This is a genomic window from Nissabacter archeti (assembly GCF_018257325.1).
GTDB classification, from domain to species: Bacteria; Pseudomonadota; Gammaproteobacteria; order Enterobacterales; family Enterobacteriaceae; genus Chimaeribacter; species Chimaeribacter arupi.
Window position 1 is genome coordinate 119244 of sequence record NZ_JAERKB010000014.1, and the last position, 25817, is coordinate 145060.

The following is a 25817-nucleotide window of genomic DNA, read 5'->3' on the forward strand; positions in this document are numbered from 1 at the left end:
GACGTGCAGAAGGAATGCCGATGAGTGATTACAGGGAAATAGCTGAACGCATTGTTAAGATAATTATCTCACCTGATACCGTTATCGGGTTTATGGATGGGGTGATGTCCGTGCCGATTGACCTCGGCTATATGGTGTATGGCTATTTTGATACGGAGTCACATTACGCTCATGATCGCGGAAGAATGAGAATTGCGCAGGCCATACATAAAGGAATTCTTAGTCATGATCGTATTTCTGACGCGATACAGATCATTTTTACCGAGTTTGATAAACAGGTCACAGAAAGTGACCAGAACAAAATATATAGCCGCGTAGTATCTTCAGTAGCTGGACGAATATTAACTAATTCTAAGATTTCAGCAAGAATTGCAGCGGTTATAGCCGGGGGAACATTTCTCCACACTAAAATAGGAGGGGGAGTTATTGGCAGTGTTTTCCTTCTGGGAGGAATGACTGAACGTTGTATCAGGGCATCAGAAAAACTCAGCATAGAAGAGCCGGAGGCCTACCAATTACTGCGACCGATGGATTATGACCTGCTCTACTTTTTACTTGAACCAGCACTTAAACCCTTTATTGATGCGCTATCGGTAAAACGGCATCAGGGTACCTATGCTTTTAATAAAATCCTGATGTTAGTTGAAGAAGAGTTGGTTAATTATCATGGGTAAAAAATGTATGGATTGCCTTACAGATGTAGTTGGAGGGCTTATCGGTACTGCAACCTTTGGTGTATCGATTTTCTTATTATGCTATATCGATTACTGGCCTCTAAAATTAATTGCATTTATCGCGACGTATTTCTGCGCCTATTTCATTGGCCTTTTTCTGGATAAAATCCTCAAAATTAAAAGCGATGGGCGATAACCAAAAAAAGGAGGGTGATGATGAGCAAACTCGCATGGGTTAAGAAAAAGTCAAAAGGATGTGCATGGGAAATCCTGGAAGCAATTACCCACACAATCTGGTTCTGTTTGACTATTTACTGGTTCTTCCACTTCGAAACCTGGTCAGAGAGGCTGATTGCTATTGTCGCCACCTTTGCCTGTTATTGTGTTATCGGTACGTTGATCGATAAATTTTCTTCAGAAGAGTAAACCCCGTATTACCCTCATTCACACTTCATTAATAAGGATCGACTATGTCAAACCCAGGCTATCTTTGGTTAACAGATGAAAATGGTTCCCCGATTATCGGCGGGTGTAGGGTATCGGGCCGGGAAGGGGCGATTGAATTACGGGAGGTGGCGCATGATATGTTTATCCCGTCTGACGGGCATACCGGCCGCCTGACGTCCACGCGGGTGCATACGCCGTTTATTTTTCAAAAAGAGTTCGACCGGACAACGCCTATTTTATGCCGGGCGCTGTGCTATAACCTTATCCTGAAATCGGCCACCCTGAAAATGTACCGCATTACCGAATCCGGGCTTGAGAAAGAATATTTCAATATCCTGCTGGAGAACGTCAAAATCACCCGGATTACGCCCACCCTCTATCCCAGTGCGCAGACCGGCACGCATATGGAAACCGTCTATCTCCATTATGAATCCATCACCTGGAAACATTGCGAGGGGAATATCATCTGCAAAGATAGCTGGAATAACCGGGCCATAGCGTAACCGTTATCCGGGTATCCTTGCCCGTTCGACCGGCCCTGCGGCTCCACTCGGCAATGATTTTTACGCCCCCACCAGACTGCAAATTTTTTAGTATGTAAGGAAAGAGTAGGGGGGATTCATTTTGAGCATAGGCTAGTTCGTGGTGACCTGGCTGAACATCATGCCGACGGCGTGGTCGTGCACAAACCGATAAGAGACGCTGTTTAGCACGGTGAACTGTCCTGCCTCACGGCTGTGAAAAAGGGAGGCACAGGTTGAGCCGGGCTTTATGGCTGCCTGGAAATGATGATTGATAACGGTGAGATTTGCGCCGGGTGCGGGGAGTGTAACGCCGGTGACATGCAGCGGTTTGCCCGGCTGTCCGCACATGTTGTGGTCAGCGAGTGGCGTGATCGCCAGCGATGAGACCCGGCCTTGTTGCATCGGTAAATAAGAGATAAACCAATAGGCCCGGTTCTCGTGCTTATCCTGATAACAAACCCAGCGGCGTTGGCCGCTCTCCTGAACGGTGCCGCCAAACAGGCGCTGAATATCGTCAAGGGTTGTCTCTTCCAGCACCACCTGGGTACCGCCTGCGGTAAAAATGCCGGGCAACGGCTGCCTGGTCTCCAGCTGGCCATTGTCCCCGGCACACTCCTCTTCAAGCCAGGCATTAGCACCGGTTAACGTTGCCGATTGCGCAAAACAGCACCCTAATGCAGTCAATCCAATAAATTTGAGCCTCTGTTTCATCACCTGACCACCAGCTCCCTGTCACCACTGTCCCAGATATCTTTGCGTACAGAAAAGACGGCAATGATACCTCCTTGCGAGGCCCCTCCAGGATTGCGGGCACTTTCGCCATGTATTTTGAATGCAAAACGTCCGCACATAGCGTTACTGCTGTGGGGCGTCAGATCTAACGTATATTTCCCTGTTTTTTCAGTGTAATAAGGTGCGCCGATAGGCGCGAGATGTAAAACCCTGCACATACAAAAAACGTGGTTAAGTCACAAATTACATTATTTGTTTATCAACACATAAAAGAGAAAGTAAGAGGCATAAAATCATTGCCGAATAGAGCCGCAGAATGCGGGTACATGCACATTCCGTGAAAAGACCCACCCCTACTTTTTCCTTACATACCTAATGATTTGCAGTCTGGTAGGGGCGTAAAAATCATTGCCGAGTTGAGACGCAGTGCGAAAAGATATATGCATTCTGCGAAGAAATCGCCGCCTACTTTTTCCTTACATACCTAATGATTTGCAGAAGTGATGGGGGCATTAAAATTATTGCCGACGAGGACGCAGGGCCGGGTGAGCACACAGGGACGTGTGCGAAAGGGCCAGCCACGCTGGGAGCGTGTCTGGCCCGGCCCGATCAGCCTGGAGGCCGAAGGAGGGGACCCGCAGCGCGGGCAATAATTCTGCCGTAACACTGAAAGCGCGCGGGTGCAGGGCCGGCGCGCCGGCAGGCCCTGCTCGGTTGAGGCTTAGAAAGCCGGGTAGGCAAATACACATAAGCAACCGAAACCATCCAACTAACCCTATGACGGCAGCGGAGCCGCAGAAAGACTTCACACGCAAGCCAACGCAACAAACCTCGATCCCAAGGGAAAAGAGAAAAAGGAACCCCGGCGTTTCCCCACGCCCCCCCATTTACATTTAAACACCCTGAAACACTCCCCCCATATAATTAGCAACCTTTTCATATCCATCGCGCGCCCCGCCCGTTATGCTTGCCCGCTTTTGAAAACATCCGCCCGCCGCGCCCGGCGGCAGATGCCGTCCCAAAGCAGACAGGTAATCACCCCGGCATGGCCCTATTTGAGCAACATCAGCACCCTTTCCGTGACTACTCCGCGGAAGCCCGCCTCTTTATCCGTCGTGCGCTGGTGGCCTTTGGGGTGGTGCTGTTGCTCTCCGGGGTGCTGGTGGCGAACCTTTACCGCCTTCAGGTCAAACAACACGCCTTCTACCAGACCCGCTCCAACCAGAACGACATCAAAATGCTGCCGATCGCCCCAAGCCGCGGGCTGATCTACGACCGGAACGGCATTCCGCTGGTGCATAACCTCACGCTGTACCAGATCCAGGTGATCCCCGGCAAAGTGGAGGATATGGAGGCAACGTTGAAGGCGCTGACGCCGATGGTGGACCTGACGCCGCAGGAGATCGCCGACTTCCGCGATGCCGTGCACCACACCAGCCGCTATAAGCCGGTAACGCTGAAAATGGAACTGAATGACAGTGAAGTGGCGCGCTTTGCGGTAAACCAGTTCAAATTCACCGGCGTCACCATCGACACCTACCAGCAGCGCGAATACCCCTACGGTGCCCAGCTGGCACACGTGGTGGGCTATGTCTCGAAAATCAACGACCGCGACGAACAACGGCTGGCGAAAGCGGGCATCGCCGAGAACTATGCCGCCGACCACAACATCGGCAAGCAGGGCATCGAGGGCTACTACGAAAATGTGCTGCACGGCAAAACCGGCTATCAGGAAGTGGAAGTGGATAACCACGGCCGGGTGGTGCGCCTGCTGAAAGAGCAGCCGCCGCAGGCCGGTAAAGATATCTACCTCTCGCTGAACCTGCCGCTGCAACAATATATTGAATCAGTGCTGAAGGGGCAGCGCGCCGCCGTGGTGGTGGAAGACCCGCGCGACGGCGGCATTCTGGCGATGGTCTCCAGCCCAAGTTACGACCCGAACCCCTTCGTGAAAGGCATCAGCTATACACAGTACAAAAGCCTGCTCAGCAACCCCGATTTGCCGCTGATTAACCGGGTGACGCAGGGGCTCTATCCGCCGGCGTCAACGGTGAAACCCTATATGTCGATCTCCGCGCTGTTCGCCGGGGTGATCACCCCCGGTACCACTTTCTTCGGCGCGCCGAGCTGGGTGCTGCCCGGCTCCAAACGCCACTACCGCGACTGGCTGAAAAGCGGCCACGGGATGCTGAACGTCACCAAGGCGATTGAGGAGTCTGCCGACACCTTCTTCTATCAGGTGGCGTATGAGATGGGCATTGACCGCATCCACGAGTGGATGAGCAAATTTGGTTACGGCAGGCCCACCGGCATTGACCTCAACGAAGAGTACCAGGGCGTGTTGCCGAGCCGGGCGTGGAAACAGCGCGTGCATAAAAAGCCCTGGTACCAGGGCGACACCATCCCGGTCGGCATCGGCCAGGGCTACTGGATCGCTACGCCGATCCAGATGGTCAAAGCGCTCACCACCCTTATCAACAACGGCAGCGTCAAACCGCCGCACCTGCTTTACTCGGTGAAAGGGGGGAACCATGTGGAACGCTATACGCCGCCGCCGGAGAGCGCAGAGCAAATTGGCGATCCGCATTCGCCCTATTGGGGCATCGTCAAAGCGGCGATGTTCGGCATGGCCAACGCGCCGAACGGCACCGGCTATAAGCTGTTCCACACCGCGCCTTACGGCATTGCCGCCAAGTCCGGCACCTCGCAGGTGTTCAGCCTGAAAGAGAACCAGACCTACAACGCCAGGATGGTGCCGGTGCGGCTGCGCGACCACATCTTCTACACGCTGTTTGCGCCCTATAAAAACCCGAAAGTGGCGATGGCGCTGATCCTGGAGAACGGCGGCGGTGACGGCGTGGTGGCCGGGCCGACGGCGCGCGCCATCCTCGACCACATTTTCGACCCGGCACACGCGGACGTGGCCGCCGGCCAGCAGATTGCCGACCCGGCCCGCTGAGGGCCGCCTGGCGATTATTCCCGCAGTAAAAACCTTTCTTGCCGCTTTCTTACATTCAGCAACGGATTAGCGCCTGCGGGCGCTGTAATCCGCTGTAATTAAATAATAATCTGTCACCCGCTGCGCGGTTGCGCGAGCAGGACGCCCCGATTGACTGCTGAGAACCCCATGAAAAAGAAACGCCCGGCGACGCCCGGTAAGAAAGCGGCGGCTTCGGCCAAAAGCCCGGCCTCCGCCAAGAACTATTCTTCCGCCCGCTTTGTCTGGATTTGCGCCGGGATCCTGGTCTGCTTCGTGCTGCTGGTGGCGCGTGTCGGGGATTTACAGCTGCTCAATGACAAACAACTGACCGACCAGGCTGACCAGCGGTCGATCCGCACCCAGGTGGTGCCGACCAACCGCGGCATGATCACCGACCGCAACGGCGAGGCGCTGGCGGTGAGCGTCGCCTCGCGTGACATCATCCTCGACCCGAAACATATCCTGGAGGCGGACACCCAGCTGAATAATGAACGCTGGCAGAGTTTCGCCAGCGTGCTGAAGATGCCGCTCAGCGAGTTGCAGCAGATGATCCTGTCCAACCCGCATAAACGCTTCCTGTTCGCCGCCCATAAAGTCGATACCGAGGTGGCGGAGTATGTCACCAAGCTGCACCTGACCGGCGTCAGCACCCAACAGGATTTCAGCCGCTTCTACCCGATGGGGCAGGACGCCGCCGCGCTGGTCGGCATCGTCGGCATGGATAACCAGGGGCTGGAGGGGATTGAGCTAGGCTTCAACCACCTGTTGCAGGGCAAGCCCGGCCTGCGCGTCTACCAGAAAGATGGGCACGGCGCGGTGATCGGCCTGCTGAAAAACATCGACCCGGTGGCACCGCCCAACGTCACGCTGAGCATCGATAAATTCCTGCAATATGTGCTTTATTCCCACATCCGCGACGGGGTGCTGCTGAACCAGGCGGATTCCGGCTGTGCGGTGCTGGTGGATGTCAATACCGGCGAAATCCTCGGCATGGCGAGCTACCCGTCGTTTAACCCGAATAACCTGGCTGACACGCCGCCCGGCAACATCCGCAACGTCGCCAGCAGCGACAGTTTCGAACCCGGCTCCACGGTGAAACCGCTGGTGGTGATGACCGGGCTGGCGCGCCACCTGATCCGTCCGGACTCAGTGCTCGACACCCACCCGTACCGGGTGAACGGGCATCTGATCCGTGACGTCGGCAACTGGCCGGAGCTGACGGTGACCGGCATCCTGCAAAAATCGAGTGACATCGCCGTTTCCCATATCGCGCTGGCGATGCCGGCCAACGTGCTGGTGGATGTCTACCACAGTTTCGGCCTCGGCCAGCCGACCGATCTGGGTATGGGCAATGAGAGCAGCGGCTATTTCCCGCTGCACCGCCAGATGTGGTCGAACATTGACCGCGCCACCTTCTCCTTCGGTTATGGCCTGCGGGTGACGCCGTTACAGATGGCGCGCGAGTATGCGGCGATCGGCGCGTTTGGCGTCTACCGCCCGCTGTCGATCACCAAAGTGACGCCGCCGGTGATGGGCAAGCAGGTGATGGACCCGGAGATTGTGAAAACCGTGGTGCATATGATGGAGAGCGATGCCTTGCCGGGCGGCAGCGGCCTGAGTGCCGCCGTGCCGGGCTACCGGCTGGCGATCAAAACCGGGACGGCCGAAAAAATGGGCAAGAGCGGCAAATATGACGGCGGTTACATCAACTACACCGCCGGGGTGGCCCCGGCGAGCAATCCGCGGGTGGCACTGGTGGTGATGGTCAACAACCCCAAAGCGGGCAAGCACTTCGGCGGCTCGGTGGCCGGGCCGATTTTCGGCCAGATCATGGGGCAGGTGATGGAGCACATGAACATCCTGCCGGATGCGCAGCAGCTGAATGTGGTGTCAACCATCAAAGGCTGACGGTAAGAACGTCTACACTGTAAGGGCTTGCCCGTCACCGGGCAGGCCCTTTTTGTGAAAAAAGGCGGACTATTAACCACAAGGGGAGCGTTATGCTGAATGATCGTATCGGCGTGTTGTCAGGTGACATCACGCGGCTGGAAGTGGATGCCATTGTGAATGCCGCGAACACCTCGCTGCTGGGCGGCGGTGGCGTCGATGGGGCTATCCATCGCGCCGGTGGGCCGGAGATCCTCGAGGCCTGCAAACGGGTCGGCGGCTGCAAAACCGGTGACGCCGTCATTACCCCCGGCGGTGACTTGCCGGCCAAATGGGTGATCCACGCGGTCGGGCCGCGCTGGGAAGGTGGGGACCAGGGCGAGGCGGATTTGCTGCGCAGCGCCTACCTGCGCAGTTTTGATCTGGTGGCACAGCATGGCCTGCGCCGGGTCGCGTTTCCCAATATCAGCACCGGCATTTATGGTTTCCCGAAATTGCAGGCGGCTGAGATTGCCATTGACGTCACCCGCACCGTGCTCAGCACCGACCAGGCCATTGAAGAGGTGCTGTTTGTCTGTTTCGACCCGGAAAACCTGATGATCTACCGCGAGCTGCTCGGCCAGCCGGGTGCCGTGCAGGGGTAGGCACGGGGCAGGGCAGGGCCGTCAGGCCCGGCGGCGGTGCGCCACCAGCGTAAAGCGGTAATCGCTGCTTTTAAACAGGTTGCGGCTGTACTCAAACACCGTGCCGTCCTGCAAAAAGCCAATCGAGACTTTCTCCAGTGCCGGCTGGTGCCGGTCAATGCCCAGCGCCTGGGCCTGGGTCTCGGTTGGCATCACCGCCAGGATCTCCTGCTCACTGCGGTCAATCACCCACTTTTTCACCTGTTCGATGTAGTGGTATTTCGATGACTGCATCACCTCGTAACTCAGGTCAGGAAACAGCGCCAGCGGCATCCAGGTCTCTTCCAGCGCCGCCGGTTTCTGCTGGATAAAACGCAGCCGCCGCACATGGTAAACCCGCTCGCCTTCACTCAGCCTGAGCGCGGTGCGCACCCGCTCGTCCGGCAACACGATGGCAAAATCCAGCACTTCGCTGTAGGAGGCCTGCCGGTCGGCCAGCTTTTCATCCAGGCTGGTGAGCTGGTAGATGTCATAGTCCAGCCGTTCCTCACGTACATAACGGCCGCTGCCCTGAATGCTCTCGATCACCTGCTGCTCGGTCAGCAGTTTCAGTGCCTGCCGCACCGTCACCCGGCTTACGCCAAACTCCTCAACCAGTTGCGCTTCCGTCGGCAGGGCATCGCCCGCTTTCAGGCGGCCGGACGCCACCTGTTCACGCAAGGTATCGGCAATTTCACGGTAGAGCGGTTTTTTCGTCATGATTCAAAAACTCCATCACAGAGAAGGGCTGCCGAAGAATAACCTGACTGCCCGGCACGGAGCCAAACAAATTTCAGCAGCACGGATAATACCTTTTAATACCGATTAAATTTGTATTAATACAATATAAATACTGTGTTTAGATTTGTTTGATACCCTTCACGAACCCATCTCGCTGAGGTTGCTACGCTACCGGCGCTTTACAGGCTACCGGCACCCTTCGCCGGTCTCGGGTTAACGGGGGAGACTTTCCTATGGCATCAGACAACACAAGATTAAGACAACTTACCCACCATGATTTAATTTGTTTGCAGACAAATTTTAGCGACAGCGACAGCGCCATCCGGTACTTAACCGACAAACTGGCCGCCGCAGGCAAGCTGTATGACGCGCCCGCGTTTCTGGCCGCGGTGCGCGCGCGGGAGGCACAAGGGGCCACGGCGCTCGGCGAAGAGCTGGCAGTACCGCACGGCAAATGTGATGCCGTACGTGAGGCGGCGTTTGCGGCGGCAACGTTACGTGAACCCGTCATGTGGGCGGGCATCGACGGCGAGGAGCCGGTGCGCCTGATTTTCCTGCTGGCGATCCCCGGCAACCAGGCCGGTTCTACCCATATGCAGCTGCTGACCCAGCTCACCACTGCCCTGGTGGATGAGGAGGTGCGCGCCGCGGCGTTGCAGGCCGTCACCCCGGCCGCCCTGCTGGCGCTGCTTTCGCCCCCGGCCACCACGCCGGTTGCGCCGGAGGGTGGGCACGAGCGGCCGTGCGTGGTCTGCGTCACTGCCTGCCCGGCGGGCATTGCCCATACCTACATGGCCGCCGAATACCTGGAGCGCGCCGGGCGCACACTGGGCATTGAGGTCTGCGTGGAGAAGCAGGGGGCCAACGGCATCGAGGGGCGGATTACGCCCGCACAATTACAGCGGGCAGCGGCCTGTGTGTTTGCCGTGGATGTGGCCGTCAAAGAGCCGGAACGGTTTGACGGCCTGCCGCAGATTACGGTGCCGGTCACCGCGCCGTTTAAACAGGCGGAGCCATTGCTGCGGGAGGCGGTGGCGCGCGGCAGCCAGCCCGCAGGTGAAATGCCCGGCACTGCGTCAGGCCGTTCGCCCGCCACGCCGTCCCCCGGCGTGAAAACCGAACTGAAACAGGCGCTGCTGAGCGGTATTTCGTTTGCGGTACCGCTGATTGTCGCCGGGGGCACGGTGCTGGCGGTGGCAGTGCTGCTGGCGCAACTGTTCCAGTTGCAACACCTGTTTGAACAGGAGAATTCCTGGCTGTGGTTCTACCGCAAATTAGGGGGTGGGCTGCTCGGCACCCTGATGGTGCCGGTGCTGGCGGCCTACACCGCCTGGTCGCTGGCGGACAAACCGGCGCTGGCACCGGGCTTTGCCGCCGGCCTGGCGGCCAACATGATCGGTGCCGGGTTTCTGGGCGGTGTGGTGGGCGGGCTGCTGGCCGGTTACCTGATGCGCGGGGTCAAAACGCATCTGCGGCTCGGCGCCCGTTTCAACGGCTTCCTGACTTTTTACCTCTACCCGGTGATCGGCACGCTGGTTGCCGGCAGCCTGATGCTGTTTGTGATTGGCGAACCGGTGGCCTGGCTCAATAACGCCCTTACCGCCTGGCTGAACGGCCTCTCCGGCACCAATGCGCTGCTGTTGGGGGCGATTATCGGCTTTATGTGCTCGTTTGATTTGGGCGGCCCGGTGAACAAAGCCGCCTACGCTTTCTGCCTGGGCGCGATGGCCAACGGCGTGTTCGGGCCGTATGCGATTTTCGGCGCGGTGAAGATGGTATCTGCCTTTACCGTCACCGCCTCGACCCTGCTGGCACCGCGGCTGTTCCAGCCGTTTGAGATTGAAACCGGCAAATCGACCTGGCTGCTGGGGCTGGCCGGGATCACCGAAGGAGCGATCCCGATGGCGATTGACGATCCGGTGCGGGTGATCGGGTCATTCCTGCTCGGGTCAGTGGTGACCGGCGCGCTGGTCGGCGGTGCAGGCATCGGCCTCTCCACACCGGGGGCGGGCATTTTCTCGCTGTTCCTGCTGCATCCCAACGGGCTGGGGGCGCTGTTGGCCGGTGCCGTCTGGCTCGGGGCCGCGCTGCTCGGCACGGCCATCGCCACGCTGGCGCTGATCCTCTGGCGTACCCATGCCGTGAAACGCGGGCGCTATCAGGTTCATGCCGGCTCCGCCTCTTAAGCCTTTTACTTTTCTGTTAAGGACACCCGATGAAGGGATTATCACAGGTCTATATCACGCCCCATATGCACTGGGACCGCGAATGGTACTTCACCGCCGAAGCCTCGCGCATCCTGCTGGTCAACAATATGGCGGAAATCCTCGACCGGCTGGAACAGGACGCCGCCTACCCCTGCTATGTATTGGATGGGCAGACCGCCATCCTCGAGGATTATTTTGCCGTCTGCCCGGAGAACCGCGAACGGGTCAGGGCGCTGGTGGCGGCCGGGCGGCTGGTGATCGGCCCCTGGTATACCCAGACCGACACCATGATCGTCTCCGGCGAATCCATTCTGCGCAACCTGCTGTATGGGCTGCGTGACTGCCGGGCGTTCGGCGCGCCGATGAGGATTGGCTACCTGCCGGACTCGTTTGGTATGTCGTCACAACTGCCGCACCTCTATAACGGTTTCGGCATCCGCCGGGCGATGTTCTGGCGCGGCTGTTCGGAACGCCACGGCACCCGCCATACGGAATTCCTCTGGCAAAGCCGGGACGGCAGCGAAGTGGCAGTGCAGGTGCTGCCGCTGGGCTACGCCATCGGCAAATACCTGCCCGCTGATGAAGAGGGCCTGCGCAAACGGCTGGACGACTATTTCACCGTGCTGGAGAACGCCTCGCTCACGCAGGTCATCCTGCTGCCGAACGGCCATGACCAGATGCCGCTCCAGCAGAATATTCACGACGTGCTGGCGACCCTGCGCCGCCTCTACCCACAGCGCACTTTTGTGATGGGGCGCTTTGAGCCGGTCTTTGAGCGCATCGAGGCGCTGCGGCCACAACTGCCGGTGCTGCGCGGCGAATTCAATGACGGCAAATATATGCGCGTCCACCGGACGATCTCCTCCACGCGCATGGACATCAAACTGGCCCATGCAGCGATAGAGAACAAAATCGTTAACCAGCTTGAGCCGCTGGCAACGATCGCCTGGTCACTGGGGTTCGGCTACCCGCACGGCCTGCTGGAGAAGCTATGGAAAGGCATCCTGAAAAACCATGCCCATGACAGCATCAGTTGCTGTTGCAGTGATCAGGTACACCGGGACGTGATGGCGCGTTTCCAGCGGGCGGAAGACCAGGCAGAAAGCCTGATCCAGTTCACCCTGCGCAAGATTGCCGACAACATGCCCGCGCTGCCCGGCGCACCGGCTGATGCGCTCTGTATGGTCAACCTGATGCCCTTTGAACGCCATGAGGTGATCATGGCCCGTGTGCGCCTGCGCGCCGGCCGTTTTGCGATTACCGATGAGCAGGGCGATCCAGTGCCTTATTTTATCTGCGCCTGCCGGGAAACAGACCCAGGGCTGGTGGACCGGCAGATTGTGCATTACGGCAACTACCAGCCGTTTATGGAGTATGACATCCAGCTGGCGCAGACGCTGCCGCCGATGGGTTACCGCACGCTCTCCATCTACCCCGACGTTGCCGGGGCGGCGCTGCCTGCGCCTTCCCAGGCGGCCGCGCAGCTGGAGAATCCCTATTACCGCATCCGGGTAAACGCCAACGGCACCCTGACGATTCGTGACCGGCTCACCGGTTGCTGTTATGAGCAGGTGCTGGAACTGGAAGAAGGCTCGGATGACGGCGACGAGTATGACTATTCGCCCTCACGGCAGGAGTGGCTGCGTTACTCCACTGAAAGCGCGGTGACCACCGCCATTGAGCACCAGCCGTGGCAGAGCATCGCCCATATCCGGTTGCGGATGGCGGTGCCGGCCACGCTGGCGCAGCGCGCCGAACGCCGGGCTGACGGCTATATTGATGTGCAGTGCCGCGTGACGCTGGCGCACCACAGCCGCCGCATCGACATCGCCATGACGCTGGACAACCAGGCCGATGACCACCGGCTGCGGGTGCTGATCCCGGTGCCGTTCACCAGCCAGACCCTGCTGGCGGACAACCAGTTTGGCTGCATCACCCGGCCGGTCAACGACAGCGCGATGGCTGACTGGGAAGCCGAAGGGTGGAAAGAGGCCCCGGTGCCGGTGTGGCAACTGATGAACTTCGCCGCGCTCACGGACGGCAAGCAGGGGCTGGCCCTGTTCACCGAAGGGCTGCGCGAGGTGGAAGTCATCAGCGATCGCCATAACAATTCCGATCACAGTACTCTGGCGCTGACACTGTTCCGCTCGGTCGGTATGTTGGGCAAGGCATCGTTGCTGTTACGGCCGGGGCGGCCCTCCGGTATCAGCCTGCCGACGCCGGATTCCCAGATGCGCGGCCGGTTGCAGTGTGCGTTCAGTTTGTTCAGCTTCAGTGGTGATCCGCTCGCCGCGGGGGTGATGCAACAGGCGCGCGCCGCCATGACGCCGATCCGCTGTTATAACAAAATCCCCTATGATGCGATGAAACTCAACCCGGCCCCGTTTTGCACCCCACGCCACTACAGCCTGCTGGCGATGGCGGAGAGCGGCCCGGTGCTGAGTGCGCTGAAAAAAGCGGAAGACCGGGAAGAGCTGGTGATCCGGGTCTACAACCCCGATGAGCAGCAGCCGCTCAGCGGGCACCTGACGAGCGCGCACCCGATCACGTACTGGCAGGAAACCGCGATGGACGAGCAGCCGCTGGCAACCCCACCGCAAGCCCCCGGTGACGTCGGCCGGCTGGCGCCTTGCCAGTCGAAAACGTTCAGTTTCCGGTTATCGTCCCCCCGGCATACCTCTGAGTAATCCCTTCTTCAGCCCGCAGTGCGGGCTTTTTCTCTTTGCTTACAGGGGGGGAGCGCGTTTTCCCGCTGACAGCCCGGCTGGTTGGCCCGTGCACCGGCGTTAAAAATCGCTTGTCGTAAAGAGCGGCCGGGGCAGACGTATTTTCTTACGTTTGCTGGTGTTTCGTTTCGGGAAATCGTTTTTGGTTTCGGGAAAAGGTTCGCGCCGGGGATCCCTTTCTCCTATACTTTCTATAGCATTAATCCTAAATTGACCGCGCGTGCTGCCCGTCAGCCGGATGCCAGAAAGGTGAGTAATGAATAATCGTGCAACGGAACATGTGGTTTTGCTGGATGCCAACCATCAACACATTGGGATCATGGATAAATCGCAGGTTCACACCGCGCATACCCCACTGCATCTGGCGTTTTCCTGCTACATCTTCAACGCCGAAGGCAAGCTGCTGATCACCCGCCGGGCCATCAATAAAGTGGCGTGGCCGGGGGTCTGGACCAATTCCGTCTGCGGCCACCCACAATTAGGGGAGAACATGGAAGCGGCGGTAAACCGGCGCTGCCTGTATGAGATAGGGTTGCAGGTGGAGGAGGTGACGTTAATCACTGATAACTTCCAGTACTGCGCCACTGACGCCTCCGGCATTGTGGAGAACGAGTATTGCCCGATTTTCCGTGCCTATACCGATAGCACCCCCACGCCGCGCCACAGTGAAGTGATGGACTACCAGTGGGTGACGCTGGAGTCGCTCTATGAAGGGGCCGCCGCCGTCCCCTGGGCCTTCAGCCCCTGGATGGTGAAACAGCTGGCGGTGCTGCGCTCGCTGAATGCGTTTACCCTGCCGAGGCAACCGGCGCACAGTGTGTGAGGGGCGGGCGGCTGCTTAGCCGCGTGGCGGCCGCTTTCCAGAGTACGCAAAAGGCTTGTGTGCGCAAAAAGGTATCCCAACAAATCGCTTTTTGCGCCACCCGCATCACAAAGGTTTAATCACAACGTTGCCCTGGCGTTCAGCCTCCGCTTTCGCTGCCATAAAGCGTTTTACCATCGCGGCTTTCCCCGCGCGAATGGCCTGATAATCGATTTTTTCCTCAGGCTGGGCTGCCCGGCGTCCATATCGCATAAGATGCTCCTTTGATGAAACTGATAAGGTTGTGTCGTTCTGAAAATTTTCTAAGGTATCGCGTATAAATTGCGTTAAGTTGCTCATTTTCTGCGACAAAATACAGAAGATGGATTCTCTCATTTTTCGCTATCGTAAACATGATATCAATCAAGGTACTGTATAAATAATGAAGCTCACGCAAAGATAATGCAGGTGCATCCTCAGGCCTTTTAAATAGGTTGTGCGGGTTCTGTTTCTCCTGTTTGTGATCATAAAAACTGACCACCCGCACCGACTGAGTATACAAATCAGTGCCCAGCATATGATGCATTGAGCTTCCCCCTTCAAAAAGAACCAGCCTGTTATTTATTATCCTGTGTGCATACATAAAAACTTTCATCCTTAAGCCCAGCATCCTTAAGCCCGGTATCCTGCCCAGGTCAATCCTCCGGCAGGGCAGCCCGGAGTCTACGCCGCCGCCGCACAGCCTTAATGACAATCCTGTGACAGCGTCACGTTTTGCGTACTGTTTTCCATTGTGACGGGGCCTTTTTCACCGGTTTTCGGCGGCAGGGCTGTCTCTGGCCCCATCAATCACCTGATCTCCCTGGCATTTCTGGTTTTTCCTCTATAGTTAATGGCGGTGCCGGTGAATTCCCCCCGTGCGCCCGGCTTTTCTGCTTGTTGTGATCCACGGTGTCAGTATCACCTACTGAGTGTGAACGACTGGGATTGGCCAGACCGGCTATCCCCTTTGATAAGGAGTTTATGAATGGCCTCCACCGGCAGCACACCCCGCCGCTCTGCGCCCGCTGTGGCGCTGTATGAGTTGCTTAACCCGCTTCCATTCGGCTTTTTCACCGCCGCCTGGATTTTCGATATTATTTACGCCACCACCTATGACCTTTTCTGGACGCACGCGGCCAGCTGGCTGATTGTGCTGGGGCTGCTGCTCGCCATCATCCCACGGCTGATTAATCTGGTGCAGGTGTGGGTCGGCCATGCCTACCCGCAAAGCTCGCCGGTGAAAGTGCACTTCTGGGCCAATGCGCTGGCGGTGGTGCTGGCGATTGTGAACGCCTTTATCCATAGCCGCGACGCCTACGCCGTGGTGCCGGAAGGGGTGATCCTATCCACGCTGGTGGTGCTGCTGCTGGCGTTTGCCAACCTGCAACTGGCCCTGCGTACCCACGGAACCGCGAAGATTCAAGGAGTCACACGATGAGCAACCTGCGAACGCTTTCCCTTCTGGCGCTTTCGGTGATCCTGGCCGGCTGTGATGACGGCGGCACCCTTGACCCAAACAAACAGGTCGGCCCCGACCCGCAATTGCCGGAAGCGAAAAACTTCCTGCTGCCGCCGATGCAGGTGCCGAGCGGCGTGTCCTGGAAAGCGGGGGAAACCCCGAAAGTGCCCGCCGGGCTGAAGATTGAACGGGTGGCTGAGGGGCTGATGCACCCGCGCCAGCTCTATGTGCTGCCGAATAATGATGTGCTGGTGGTCGAGGCCAACGGCCCGTCGAAAACGCCGAACCGGCCGAAGCAGCTGATCATGGGGGTGGTGCAGCAGTCCTCCGGCAAGGGCGGGCCGGGCGGCAACCGCATCACGCTGCTGCGCAATAACAACGGGACCTGGGAGAAGCATATTTTCCTGGAGCATCTTTACTCACCGTTTGGCGTGCAGTTGATTGGTAACACGCTGTATGTCGCCAATGCTGACGCCATCAGGAAATACCCCTATACGCCCGGCGCGACCCAGATCACCGATCCGGGCGAAGAGCTGGCGGATCTGCCCGGCGGGCCGATTAACCACCACTGGACCAAAGCGCTGCTGGCCAGCCCCGACGGCACCAAGCTCTATGCCGGGATCGGCTCCAACAGTAACATCACCGAGAACGGCCTCGGCAATGAGTACCGCCGCGCCGCCGTGCTGGAGGTGGACGTCGCCAGCGGGGCGAGCCGCATCTACGCCAGCGGCCTGCGTAACCCCACCGGTTTGCAGTGGGAACCGCAGACCGGCAAGTTATGGGCGATTGTCAACGAGCGTGATGAGATCGGGGCCGATCTGGTGCCGGACTACATGACCTCGGTGCAGGAGGGCGGTTTCTACGGCTGGCCGTACAGCTATTTCGGCCAGCACATTGACCAGCGCGTCCGCCCGCAGCGGCCGGATCTGGTCGAGAAGGCGATTAAGCCGGATTACGCCCTCAGCTCCCACGTGGCACCGCTCGGCCTGCTGTTCTATACCGGCACCAACCTGCCGGCGGAGTACCGCGGCGGGGCGTTTGTCAGTGAGCACGGCAGCTGGAACCGCAAACCGCTGAACGGTTACCGCGTCTCGTGGGTGGCATTCCGTGACGGCAAACCGGTAGGTGAACCAAAACCCGTGGTCACCGGCTTCCTGACGGATGACCAGAAAGAAGTGCGCGGCCTGCCGGTCGGGCTGGCGCAAGACCAGCAGGGCGGTCTGCTGATCGCCGATGATGCCGGTAACATCGTCTGGCGCGTCTCAGCGGCAGGGACGCCGTAACCTGAACAGCACCGGCTTACTCGGCCGGTGCTGTCTCTTCCTGGCGGCGTGGTTGCCGCCATCACCCTGATCCGTTCTCACTGCCGGGCATTCCCGCTCTTAAATGCCCGCTTTTTCTGTGACAACGTCACGCAATGCTGGTTTTTATGTTCGCTTAGCGGGCTGCGAAAGCAGGGTTAAGTGACAGTGTCACCCATCACCCAGCGGCATAATGCTTTATAAGTGTCTGAATGTCAGGCAGAGAAGGGGATTTCCCTGGAGAGGCGGTGATCTCCAAGGGGTAACCGACGGGATACGACGGGATAAGGTGCGCAGGGCAAAGAAAAACCAGGGGCACCAGCGCCCCCGGTAAAAGGATTAATACTCAAACTGGCGGTAATAACGGCGGATATCCAGGCTGTGGCCGGTCTGGTGCTCAAAGTGGGCTGCCAGCCGGTCTACCAGCAGCGTCGACACCAGGCAGGGCGCCATCAACCGGCGGAACGCATGATCGATGCCTTCCAGCGCATAATCGCGCGGGTCGATCACCACCGGCTGTACGCCAATTTTCTCTGCGAAGCGTTCAACCCGGTCATCCAGCGCCCGGCATGGCCCTTCGCCCTTCACCAGAAACAGCGGCGTCTCCTTTTCCAGCAACTCCAGCGTACCGTGGAAGAACTCCGCTGAACTCACCGCCTTGGTACGCTTCCACTGCATCTCCTCAAGAATACACATGGAGAACAGATAGACTTCCCCCCACATTTCCCCGCCGCCGACCCACATCATGTAGTCCGCCTGATGGTAACGACGGGCGATTTCTGCTGCCCGGCCATCAAATTGGCGTTTGGCCCGCAACAGGTTATCCGGCAGCACCTCCAGCTGGTCGGCAAACTGCGCGTACGCGTCAAAATCGCCGTGCCGGGAAAGCAGGCGGAAGAAAAGCCAGAACAGCAGCATATACTCAAATTCCACGCCGTTTTTATGGCGCATCGGGATATGCCAGGTCGCGGCCTGTGCCAGCGGGGAATTCGCCTCACGGGTAATCGCCACCACCCGGATGCCCTGTTCACGGCACCAGCGGGCTATCTCCACCGACTCCTGGGTATCGCCCGATTTTGACAGCGTAATCACCACCGAATCAGGGGTGAGCTTTTTATTGCCTTTCGCAATCAGCTCCGCCGCCTGTTCGGTAAACACCGGCAGGCTGGTCATCTCCTTGGCAAACTCCTGAATCGCCATCATCGGGGCCAGCGAGCCGCCCACAGAGGCAAAAAAGAGGTTGCTGAACCCGGCAGTGTGGATCGCGTCAGCGACCTGTTCCGCCGTCCGGCGCGCAGCAATGATCTCACGGGCACTGGTCAGGTACTCGTCTTGGTTAAACCCTAACATGATGTATCTCTCCTGAAGGTGGACTTAGATTTTGCTCTTTAACACCCGGTCAAAGTCATCAAAAATACGGAGGCTGAGATCCACCCCGCGCAGGGCGGCGAGATGGAAAGAGAGTAACTGGAACGGCACAACCAACAGCAGCGGGGAAAGCGGGTGGCTGAGCGGCACCCCCAGCGACAATACGGTGTCAGACGCGTCATCATCATCCAGCGTTATCGTGAACACCTGGCTGACATGGGGCTGCATGTAATCGCGCAGCGCCCGTAACCGGCTATTGTGCGTATCCTCAATAAAGAACAGCAGGTGCGAGGGGTTCGCCTCCAGGTAGGGGCCATGCATATAGGCTTCCAGCTCAACCCCGCTGGCGGGCAGCCGCACGGTTTCGGTGAATTTGGTTTCCGCCTCCCGCGCAACGCCGACCAGCGCGCCATAGCCAATCGCCACATAGCGCGACGCGGCCTGCCAGGCACGGTGGTGACGCCGGATAAAGGCTTCACTTTTTTCAATCACCCCCGGCAGCGCCTGAGCCAGATCCTGCAGCACCCGGCGCTCAGCCTGCGCCGCCGTGGGGCTGATTACCCCCTGATGTCCGGCAATCAGCAGGGCGATCAACAGCAGGTTCAGCACGGTGGCGCTAAACCCCCTGGTCACAAACCCGACGCGCTCAATGCCGGTATTAAGGTCAAGCACCCCGTCAGCGGCCTGCGCGGCCGGGCTGGTGGGATCTGACGTCAGGCAGAACACCGGGATGCCCGCCGCCTGAACCTTTTGCATCGCGGCCAGCGTCGAGGCGCTTTTGCCGCTCTGGGATATCGCCAGCACCAGCGAGGTGGACGGGTTAACCCGTTCATAGTGGGTGAAGTGGTACGGCTCTTTAATCTCAACCAGAATGCCGAAGGTATCCTCAAAATAGCAGCGGGCGCACAGTGCGGCGTTATAGGAGGAGCCGGTGGCCAGCATCATGACGGTGTTTATCTGCCGCCCGCGCAGGTGCTCAGTTAACGGCAGCAGGGTATGCGCGTATTCCCGGACGATTTTCGCCAGCGCGTTGGGTTCGTCATAGATATAGGTCAGCATGGTCGGGGTGTTCAGCAAAGATGTGCTCATGATATTTCCCTCAAAGAATGCCCAGCCAGGAACCGGCGATACCCACGACGGCCATGCCGCCCAAAATCGCTAAAGGTTTCACCTTCTTCCCCAAAAGCCAGTAAACCAGGCCAAAACTCAGCAACGGCAGCAGGCAGGGCATCACCTCATTGATGATCGACTGCACCTGGGTTTTGGCGTCACCACTGCCGAAGGCCAGCGGGATGGTAATGTCGATCATCGAGGCCGTCATGCCGCCGACCACCATCAGCCCGATGATGGCGGCCCCGAACGTCAGGCTCTCCATCATCCCGCTCTGTTGCACCCGTTGCAGTACCCCGGTGCCCAGCACATAGCCCCAGCGCGTAAAGAGGTAACGCAGCGCAATATGCGGCACGTTAAATACCAGCAGGAACAGCAACGGCCCCAGGAGACTGCCTTTCAGCGCCAGGCTGGTGCCTATCCCGGTGGCAATCAGGCGCAGGGTGCCCCAGAAAAACGAATCCCCCAGCCCGGCCAGCGGCCCCATCAGCGACGCTTTGACGCTGTCGACCGAGGCGGCATCCATGTCCCGCTGGTGGCTGTTCTTCTCTTCCATCGCCGCGGTGATGCCGAGGATCAGGGTGACGATGTGCGGTGTGGTATTAAAGAACACCAGGTGCCGCTTCAGCGCCCCGGCCAGATCCTCTTTGCGCGGGTAGAGCTTTTTCAGCACCGGGATCAGCGCATAGACAAACGCCAGGTTCATCTGCCGTTCATAGTTCCAGGAAAACTCCATCTGGAACGAGCGCCAGAATACGCGGCGCAGCTCTTTCGCCGACAGCGCCTGGTGCGGCTCAACGGTTTCAACCGCCTGCTCCTCAGAAATCATCTTCATTGTCATGCCCGGCTCCTTGTACCGTTGCGGTGCGTGGGTTCAGACGGGTCATGTTCACCATGATCACGGCGATAATCGCGCCGAGGATGGCAATGCCCGTCACGGGGATTTTCAGGTAGGCCATCAGGACAAAGCCCAGGAAGAAGTAGGGCGCAACCTGTTTCGTGATAAGCAGCCGCGCCAGCATGGCGAAGCCCAGTGCCGGGATAATGCCGGTAGCGACACTCAGCCCATGTTTGATGAACGCCGGGATCGCCTCCAGCAGCGATTTCACCGCATCACTGCCCACCATGAAGGAGAAGGTGACCACCGCCGCCAGCATCAGCGACATGCCGAACCCGGCCACCAGGTGCATCCGTTCAATGCCGCGCGTATCCGCTTGTGCGGCATAGGCATCCGCCCGTTGGTTCAGCAGCGGGATAAACAGCCCGAGATAGATATTTTTCAGCACCAGCGTCAGCGTGGCGATCGGCAACCCCAGCAGCAGGGCCGTTTCAGTGCCGGCGCCGGAGGTAATGGCAAACGCCACCCCCAGAATGCCGCCGGTCACCACGTCCGGCGGGATCGACGCCCCGACAGAGAATGACCCGATAAACGCCAGCTCCAGCGTCGCCCCCATGATGATCCCGGTCTGTACATCGCCGAGCACCAGCCCTGTCAGCAGCCCGGTAACCACAGGGCGCGAAATCAGGGAGGTGCCAAGCGCATATTCTGACTGCGCAATAAATGCGACCAGCCCAAGCAACAGTGCCTCTACCATTGTTTCCCCCTGGAATCAGACACACTCGTTAAATAACATTTTCCGGTCATTGGGCACCTGCCGGATTTCCACTTCCGTGCCCGCCTGGATTAATTCATTCAGTTGGGCAATCTCTTCCGGCAATAAATTAATCGCCTTTGAAATTGTCCGGCTTCCTTCCCTGGCTTTTACGCCGCCCAGGTTAATGCTGGTAATATCAGGGAACGCTTTCGCCAGCCGCCAGGCATCCCTGACGGATTCAACCACAATAAACAGGCGGTATTTATCCGTGACGCCGCTTTTTAATGCCTCTGCCGCGTCAGCAATCGTTTTGATCACCAGTTTTACCGACGGGGGTTTGGCCAGCTTAATGGTGGTCTTGCGTAATTCATCATTGGGCACGCTGTCATTGGCAATCAGGATGCAGTCGGCCCCGATATACTGGGTCCATGAAAAAGCGACCTGACCATGTAATAAACGGTGATCGACCCGCAGCAGTGTGATCATGTGGCTCTCCTGGTTAAAAATCCCGGTCAGTTAACTCAACAGAATGAAGGGTTTGGTTGCAGTACTGGATGCTTTCCCGCGCATTGTTCAACGATTCCTCAATTAACGCTGCGGTGTCCCCGCCGGGGGGCGCAATCAACATCTCAATAATCAGGGGTAAATTCATTCCGGCCACTAAATGAACCTGGGGGCGGTGAATAAAGCGGATAAATTCATTATTAATACTGCCGGCGAAAATATCGGTCAGAATGATGACCTCATCCTCCTGGCTAAACGCGTTCATTAACGCATCAATACGCGCGGTGACATCCTCTTCTTCCAGATAGGCGCACAGCGTATGGATATTTGCCTGTTTACCTAAAATAAGTTCGACAGAATGCAATATTCCCTCAGCAAAGCGGCCGTGGCTGGCAAATACATAGTGACGTTTCATCCTGACCTCAACATAGACATGGCTTAACAGCATTATTGCAACCCCCATGCCAGATAAAGTGTCGGCGTGCGGGGCAGGCGGGCACCAGCAGTTAAAACTCCTGATCGTATTGAATAAATTCCGTCGCACTATTGAGAATATCGTGCACGTAATAAAGCTCAGCGTCGGGAATATTGACACTGTAACTGCCCTCAATGACACTAAAGGCCTCCCGCAGCGGAATCAGGTAACGACGTTGACACTGTTCACGGTTCACCGGCCAGGACTGAATCGCCGCCTGGCGGATCAGCCGCTCGATCAGGCAACTGATATGGATATAGAGCGCGACTTTCTTATCATTCGCGATCTGCATCCCGGTCAGGTGCTCATAACGCATAAAGAACTGCTCCACCTGATTAATCACTTTCCCGGTATCCAGAATGGTGACGGACTCAATGACCCGCCGCAGTGAAAAATTCTTAATGATCAGGTTGTTAATCTCAGCGACGCCTTCCGGGTCAACCAAACCACGGAAAATCCCCATCACGATGTCGCCGCCCCGGCCGGCAATCAGCGTCTCCAGCGACAGGTAAGGGATAGCGGGGAGTTGCGGGTCCAGCGTGCCGACGATAGCCAGCACCTCAAAGCGGGAGAAGATCGCGGCCCGCCGGTCGGCATCCGTCAAAACGTCATGCTCATACGCCACGACATCAATCGCCAGCTCTGCCGGGATACTCGCTTTCAGCAGGGTACTCAGGTTGGTGGCGGCCCCGATGCCGGTGGCGCAGGTCGTGATAATCGCCCTGGGCTTATTGCGGCATGGCCAGATGATCTGTTGCTCAATGGGCAGATCGCCCGTGACCTGCGCGGCAATCTCCTCCAGAGGGTCGCCGTGCAGGATACGTTCGCCGACATACAGCGCCATCCGGGTTGAGACATTATTAATGATGGCCACCGGCGTCGTGAGGGCGTGGGTAAAGTAGCGGTGGATGTCGGTCAGCGAGCCCATATCCACCAGGATCATCAGGCTCGCAGCCAGGGGGTTACGTGCCAGATAGGCCATGACTTCCTGGGCGATCGCTTCCGGCGTCACATCCAGCGGCATATCAAATGACTCAAACACATTCTGCTTGAGTAACCGGTTGGCGACGTTGGCGATGCTGCTGGCGGTCGCGTAACCATGCGCCAGGATCACGGCTTTGGTTACCAGCGCATTGTTCTGTACACCGAGGTTGTTAAGCCACAGGATAAGCATAACCAGATCAACAGGTTGTGTCTGGATATCCAGCCTGCGTGCCACGGCGGCCAGCACCTCCTGCCCGAACAGCGTCAGCAACGGGTATTTCTGCCCCAGCCAGGCCGTGAACTGGCGGCACAATTCAACCTGCGCCGGGGGCGGGGCGCCATGGGGGCAGTGGGTCAGGTAGTGGGCGAGGGCGTAGATGCCATTGCCGTTGAAGTGGATATGGTAACTTTTCTCCAGCCGGTAGAACTCATCACGCACCTGGCTGGTGGTCAGCAACAGCATCTGGGAGTGGCTGCGGTCACGGTTATCAAATACCAGCCGGTCAAACAGCATGTCGATCTCATGGCCGATACGCTTTTCACACGCCTCCCACCCGGTGTGCCCGGCGCGGTACCCATCAAACTGTGTCAGGATGGTGCGCTGGGTATCGCCGATCAGCAGGGTCAGCGGGTCGTGGTGATGCAGGAGCCAGGGCTGGTGGGTCTCCTGATCCAGCACAATATCCCCGGCGTTGCCGGTAGGCATATCGTTGAGTGCCGGGATGTGCGCCATCAGCGTTTCCGGCAGGTCATGAATCGAGATCCGCAATGCATCCCGGCTGTTCTGTGTGGCGAAGGCGGAGGCCACCGCATATTTCACGCTGTTTTTTAATTCCCCCACATTGCCGCGATAGACATAGTGCGTCATTACTGACAGCAGGCGCGGGCTGAGGCTTAAGCGCCGGGCGACTTTTTTCGCCTCCAGCCAGAAAAATTGCAGGATCAGCCTCTCTTTTTCTTTCCGGCCCCGGCTCTCCAGCGCCGGCAGCACCACCTGGATAGGGATACGGCGTATAAACGTGGTTAAAAAGGTGCTGTGGATCTCTTCAGTGGTGGCAAAAATCAGCCTGACCGAGACCGGATGGCCGCGGGCGGTCTCCCCGACGCGATAGATTTCGCCCCGGTCGAGCCAGGTAAAGAGTTTCTCCTGGCCTTCGGCATGTAACCGGTGTACTTCATCCAAAAATAAGATCCCGCCGTGGGCGGCTTCAAACGCCCCCGGTTTGTCGGTGACTGCGCCGGTAAACGCACCTTTTATATACCCGAACAAGTTGCTGGCCAGCAGCTCCGGGTTGTGGGCATATTGTGCACAGTTAAAGGTAATAAAGGGCGCGTCCGGCTCAATCAGTGCCTGGCTGATGGCGTAATGGTGCATCAGCTGCGCGAGGTAACTTTTGCCGGTGCCGCTGTCACCGGTGATCAGCAACGGCAGGCCGCCATCCGGATAGAACAGGGCGGTTTTAAGCTGTTCGATTGGCTTTTTCAACGAGCCGTCATAGCCGATCAGCAGCGCAAAATGGTCATGTACTGCGGGCGGCTGTTGGTTGTCGGCCAGCAGTTCCTCCATACTTGCATACGCCGGTTTCGACAGCGGGTAAAACTGTTGCTCAAACGCCTGGCGGTGCAGGAAGTAAACCGGACGGGTGTTGACCTTAATCAGCAAGCCCTGAGCCACACATTGATTCAGGTAGTGGCTGGCGGTATTGCGTTGCAATCCAAAACGCCGGGCCAGGTAGGCCGCGGTAAACACCTCGCTGCGATCGGCGGGATTAAAGAAATCAGTCTGGTTCATCAGGAAGGTCAGCAGATCATCTTTGCGCATGGCAGTGTCCTTGAGTGAATACGTCACCGGACATCATGCCGTGAAAGCCGGGCCGTCCATGCACTGCGGCCATAAGATTTGGCTTTTTGCGGGCAGGCGCACAAAAGGGAAGGGATGAGACAGAGCCACCGGGCCAGAGAAAAGTTCAGAACCATGCAGGGGTATGGGGGGACAACAGGCAGCCAGGGAGTAATCAGGTATCCTGATCTAGCGGGAGGCAAATACCTTATTTAACATAATATACATTATGTGCACCTTAGTAACGCTACGGCAGTCCCGGCTGTTTGGCCTTTGCCATCATGGGCTTATCATGAATCCGACACGGGTTAACCTGGCTCAGAGGGCAATTTTCAGGATCACACTATGCAGCAATCTTTGCAGCAAACTCCTCAGTGACGTTGTCACGTATTCTGGCATTATTATTCTGATGGCCGGCGTTTCTGGCCACGTGCACTTACGGATCGATGCCCTCAGCGACACCCTGCATAGCCGAGACGTTCTATATGCTCTAGACCCACTGCGCTTGCGATGTTTCCATGCCGCAACGTAACAACACCATGCTTTAACGTCCGCCTGGTTCAGGTTCTCCAGGATAACCGGCACAGATAATCTCCGGCCTGTTCCCCTGAGGTTTTGCAATAACGCCCGCGACACGTTTTTTCTTCATTACCTGACGCCGTAACGCAGGCTGCTTTTATCTTGGACGTCGCCAGTCCATATGCCTGGTGATATCCCGTTAAGTAAAACACCCGGAATGCCGATCGCGCTACGTGAA

The 25817-nt window shown here is 57.9% G+C and carries 21 protein-coding genes; 11 read left to right on the top strand and 10 right to left on the bottom strand.

Annotated elements, in window-relative coordinates; all coding sequences use genetic code 11:
• The first annotated feature begins 20 nt into the window (after positions 1-20).
• The 3 genes from JK232_RS18840 to JK232_RS18850 all read left to right on the top strand — a co-directional run bounded on the left by JK232_RS18840 (position 21) and on the right by JK232_RS18850 (position 1624).
• Complete coding sequence (locus JK232_RS18840) at positions 21-674, top strand: hypothetical protein (protein ID WP_212589573.1); 654 nt, start codon at positions 21-23, stop codon at positions 672-674.
• Positions 675-887: 213 nt separating this feature from the next.
• Positions 888-1100, top strand: a complete 213-nt coding sequence (locus JK232_RS18845) for a hypothetical protein (protein WP_212589574.1) — start codon at positions 888-890, stop codon at positions 1098-1100.
• Positions 1101-1144: 44 nt separating this feature from the next.
• Entirely contained in the window at positions 1145-1624 is a 480-nt protein-coding gene (locus JK232_RS18850; protein WP_212589575.1) for an Hcp family type VI secretion system effector, read from the top strand.
• Positions 1625-1756: 132 nt separating this feature from the next.
• Here JK232_RS18850 and JK232_RS18855 read toward each other — a convergent pair whose 3' ends face one another.
• Entirely contained in the window at positions 1757-2356 is a 600-nt protein-coding gene (locus JK232_RS18855; protein ID WP_212589576.1) for a hypothetical protein, read from the bottom strand.
• A gap of 1066 nt (positions 2357-3422) precedes the next feature.
• Here JK232_RS18855 and mrdA point away from each other — a divergent pair.
• The 3 genes from mrdA to JK232_RS18870 all read left to right on the top strand — a co-directional run bounded on the left by mrdA (position 3423) and on the right by JK232_RS18870 (position 7888).
• A complete protein-coding gene (gene mrdA, locus JK232_RS18860) occupies positions 3423-5336 on the top strand; it encodes a penicillin-binding protein 2 (protein WP_212589577.1) in 1914 nt (637 codons plus the stop codon).
• 168 nt (positions 5337-5504) lie between these two features.
• The gene (locus tag JK232_RS18865; RefSeq protein ID WP_079205268.1) at positions 5505-7265 is read left to right on the top strand and encodes a penicillin-binding transpeptidase domain-containing protein; all 1761 of its coding nucleotides are present in this window, start codon (positions 5505-5507) and stop codon (positions 7263-7265) included.
• 95 nt (positions 7266-7360) lie between these two features.
• Entirely contained in the window at positions 7361-7888 is a 528-nt protein-coding gene (locus JK232_RS18870; protein WP_206602317.1) for an O-acetyl-ADP-ribose deacetylase, read from the top strand.
• A gap of 21 nt (positions 7889-7909) precedes the next feature.
• Here JK232_RS18870 and JK232_RS18875 read toward each other — a convergent pair whose 3' ends face one another.
• Positions 7910-8626 carry a GntR family transcriptional regulator gene (locus tag JK232_RS18875; RefSeq protein ID WP_072929729.1) on the bottom strand — a complete coding sequence of 239 codons (717 nt, stop codon included), beginning with the start codon at positions 8624-8626 and terminating at the stop codon, positions 7910-7912.
• Between the two features lie 254 nt (positions 8627-8880).
• Here JK232_RS18875 and mngA point away from each other — a divergent pair, with 254 nt between their 5' ends.
• The 3 genes from mngA (at position 8881) to idi (ending at position 14403) form a co-directional block, all read left to right on the top strand.
• The gene (mngA, locus tag JK232_RS18880; protein ID WP_212589578.1) at positions 8881-10833 is read left to right on the top strand and encodes a PTS 2-O-a-mannosyl-D-glycerate transporter subunit IIABC; all 1953 of its coding nucleotides are present in this window, start codon (positions 8881-8883) and stop codon (positions 10831-10833) included.
• Positions 10834-10862: 29 nt separating this feature from the next.
• Positions 10863-13541 (top strand): mannosylglycerate hydrolase, encoded by a 2679-nt coding sequence (mngB, locus tag JK232_RS18885; RefSeq protein WP_212589579.1) that lies wholly within the window; start codon positions 10863-10865, stop codon positions 13539-13541.
• Positions 13542-13836: 295 nt separating this feature from the next.
• Positions 13837-14403 carry an isopentenyl-diphosphate Delta-isomerase gene (idi, locus tag JK232_RS18890; protein WP_101834093.1) on the top strand — a complete coding sequence of 189 codons (567 nt, stop codon included), beginning with the start codon at positions 13837-13839 and terminating at the stop codon, positions 14401-14403.
• A 105-nt stretch (positions 14404-14508) separates the two neighbouring features.
• Here idi and JK232_RS18895 read toward each other — a convergent pair whose 3' ends face one another.
• The gene (locus tag JK232_RS18895) at positions 14509-14655 is read right to left on the bottom strand and encodes a hypothetical protein (RefSeq protein ID WP_165698439.1); all 147 of its coding nucleotides are present in this window, start codon (positions 14653-14655) and stop codon (positions 14509-14511) included.
• 754 nt (positions 14656-15409) lie between these two features.
• On the opposite strand from JK232_RS18895, the gene JK232_RS18900 reads away from it, so the two are divergent.
• Positions 15410-15862, top strand: a complete 453-nt coding sequence (locus JK232_RS18900) for a DUF2231 domain-containing protein (RefSeq protein WP_072929718.1) — start codon at positions 15410-15412, stop codon at positions 15860-15862.
• Positions 15859-17166, top strand: a complete 1308-nt coding sequence (locus JK232_RS18905; RefSeq protein ID WP_072929716.1) for a PQQ-dependent sugar dehydrogenase — start codon at positions 15859-15861, stop codon at positions 17164-17166. Before JK232_RS18900 ends, JK232_RS18905 begins: the two co-directional genes overlap by 4 nt.
• Positions 17167-17523: 357 nt before the next feature.
• Here the strand turns inward: JK232_RS18905 and JK232_RS18910 are convergent, their stop codons facing one another.
• The 7 genes from JK232_RS18910 to JK232_RS18940 form a co-directional block, all read right to left on the bottom strand.
• Positions 17524-18534 (bottom strand): SIS domain-containing protein, encoded by a 1011-nt coding sequence (locus tag JK232_RS18910; protein ID WP_212589580.1) that lies wholly within the window; start codon positions 18532-18534, stop codon positions 17524-17526.
• Positions 18535-18558: 24 nt separating this feature from the next.
• Complete coding sequence (locus JK232_RS18915) at positions 18559-19641, bottom strand: SIS domain-containing protein (RefSeq protein WP_241522941.1); 1083 nt, start codon at positions 19639-19641, stop codon at positions 18559-18561.
• A gap of 10 nt (positions 19642-19651) precedes the next feature.
• The gene (locus JK232_RS18920) at positions 19652-20503 is read right to left on the bottom strand and encodes a PTS system mannose/fructose/sorbose family transporter subunit IID (RefSeq protein WP_072929710.1); all 852 of its coding nucleotides are present in this window, start codon (positions 20501-20503) and stop codon (positions 19652-19654) included.
• A complete protein-coding gene (locus JK232_RS18925; protein ID WP_101829242.1) occupies positions 20481-21257 on the bottom strand; it encodes a PTS mannose/fructose/sorbose/N-acetylgalactosamine transporter subunit IIC in 777 nt (258 codons plus the stop codon). Before JK232_RS18925 ends, JK232_RS18920 begins: the two co-directional genes overlap by 23 nt.
• Before the next feature lie 15 nt (positions 21258-21272).
• On the bottom strand, positions 21273-21743 hold the full coding sequence (locus JK232_RS18930; RefSeq protein ID WP_072929706.1) for a PTS sugar transporter subunit IIB: 471 nt from the start codon (positions 21741-21743) through the stop codon (positions 21273-21275).
• Positions 21744-21756: 13 nt separating this feature from the next.
• Positions 21757-22176 (bottom strand): PTS sugar transporter subunit IIA, encoded by a 420-nt coding sequence (locus JK232_RS18935; protein WP_072930050.1) that lies wholly within the window; start codon positions 22174-22176, stop codon positions 21757-21759.
• A 91-nt stretch (positions 22177-22267) separates the two neighbouring features.
• Positions 22268-25042 carry a sigma-54-dependent transcriptional regulator gene (locus JK232_RS18940; protein WP_212589581.1) on the bottom strand — a complete coding sequence of 925 codons (2775 nt, stop codon included), beginning with the start codon at positions 25040-25042 and terminating at the stop codon, positions 22268-22270.
• Between the last annotated feature and the right edge of the window lie 775 nt (positions 25043-25817).

Coding starts and splice junctions, on each gene's coding strand:
- JK232_RS18920 (WP_072929710.1), bottom strand. CDS start 20,503: ATGACAATGAAGATGATTTCTGAGGAGCAGGCGGTTGAAACCGTTGAG.
- JK232_RS18910 (WP_212589580.1), bottom strand. CDS start 18,534: ATGTTAGGGTTTAACCAAGACGAGTACCTGACCAGTGCCCGTGAGATC.
- mngA (WP_212589578.1), top strand. CDS start 8,881: ATGGCATCAGACAACACAAGATTAAGACAACTTACCCACCATGATTTA.
- idi (WP_101834093.1), top strand. CDS start 13,837: ATGAATAATCGTGCAACGGAACATGTGGTTTTGCTGGATGCCAACCAT.
- JK232_RS18855 (WP_212589576.1), bottom strand. CDS start 2,356: ATGAAACAGAGGCTCAAATTTATTGGATTGACTGCATTAGGGTGCTGT.
- JK232_RS18900 (WP_072929718.1), top strand. CDS start 15,410: ATGGCCTCCACCGGCAGCACACCCCGCCGCTCTGCGCCCGCTGTGGCG.
- JK232_RS18940 (WP_212589581.1), bottom strand. CDS start 25,042: ATGCGCAAAGATGATCTGCTGACCTTCCTGATGAACCAGACTGATTTC.
- JK232_RS18840 (WP_212589573.1), top strand. CDS start 21: ATGAGTGATTACAGGGAAATAGCTGAACGCATTGTTAAGATAATTATC.
- JK232_RS18935 (WP_072930050.1), bottom strand. CDS start 22,176: ATGAAACGTCACTATGTATTTGCCAGCCACGGCCGCTTTGCTGAGGGA.
- mngB (WP_212589579.1), top strand. CDS start 10,863: ATGAAGGGATTATCACAGGTCTATATCACGCCCCATATGCACTGGGAC.
- JK232_RS18930 (WP_072929706.1), bottom strand. CDS start 21,743: ATGATCACACTGCTGCGGGTCGATCACCGTTTATTACATGGTCAGGTC.
- JK232_RS18845 (WP_212589574.1), top strand. CDS start 888: ATGATGAGCAAACTCGCATGGGTTAAGAAAAAGTCAAAAGGATGTGCA.
- JK232_RS18850 (WP_212589575.1), top strand. CDS start 1,145: ATGTCAAACCCAGGCTATCTTTGGTTAACAGATGAAAATGGTTCCCCG.
- mrdA (WP_212589577.1), top strand. CDS start 3,423: ATGGCCCTATTTGAGCAACATCAGCACCCTTTCCGTGACTACTCCGCG.
- JK232_RS18905 (WP_072929716.1), top strand. CDS start 15,859: ATGAGCAACCTGCGAACGCTTTCCCTTCTGGCGCTTTCGGTGATCCTG.
- JK232_RS18865 (WP_079205268.1), top strand. CDS start 5,505: ATGAAAAAGAAACGCCCGGCGACGCCCGGTAAGAAAGCGGCGGCTTCG.
- JK232_RS18925 (WP_101829242.1), bottom strand. CDS start 21,257: ATGGTAGAGGCACTGTTGCTTGGGCTGGTCGCATTTATTGCGCAGTCA.
- JK232_RS18915 (WP_241522941.1), bottom strand. CDS start 19,641: ATGAGCACATCTTTGCTGAACACCCCGACCATGCTGACCTATATCTAT.
- JK232_RS18875 (WP_072929729.1), bottom strand. CDS start 8,626: ATGACGAAAAAACCGCTCTACCGTGAAATTGCCGATACCTTGCGTGAA.
- JK232_RS18895 (WP_165698439.1), bottom strand. CDS start 14,655: ATGCGATATGGACGCCGGGCAGCCCAGCCTGAGGAAAAAATCGATTAT.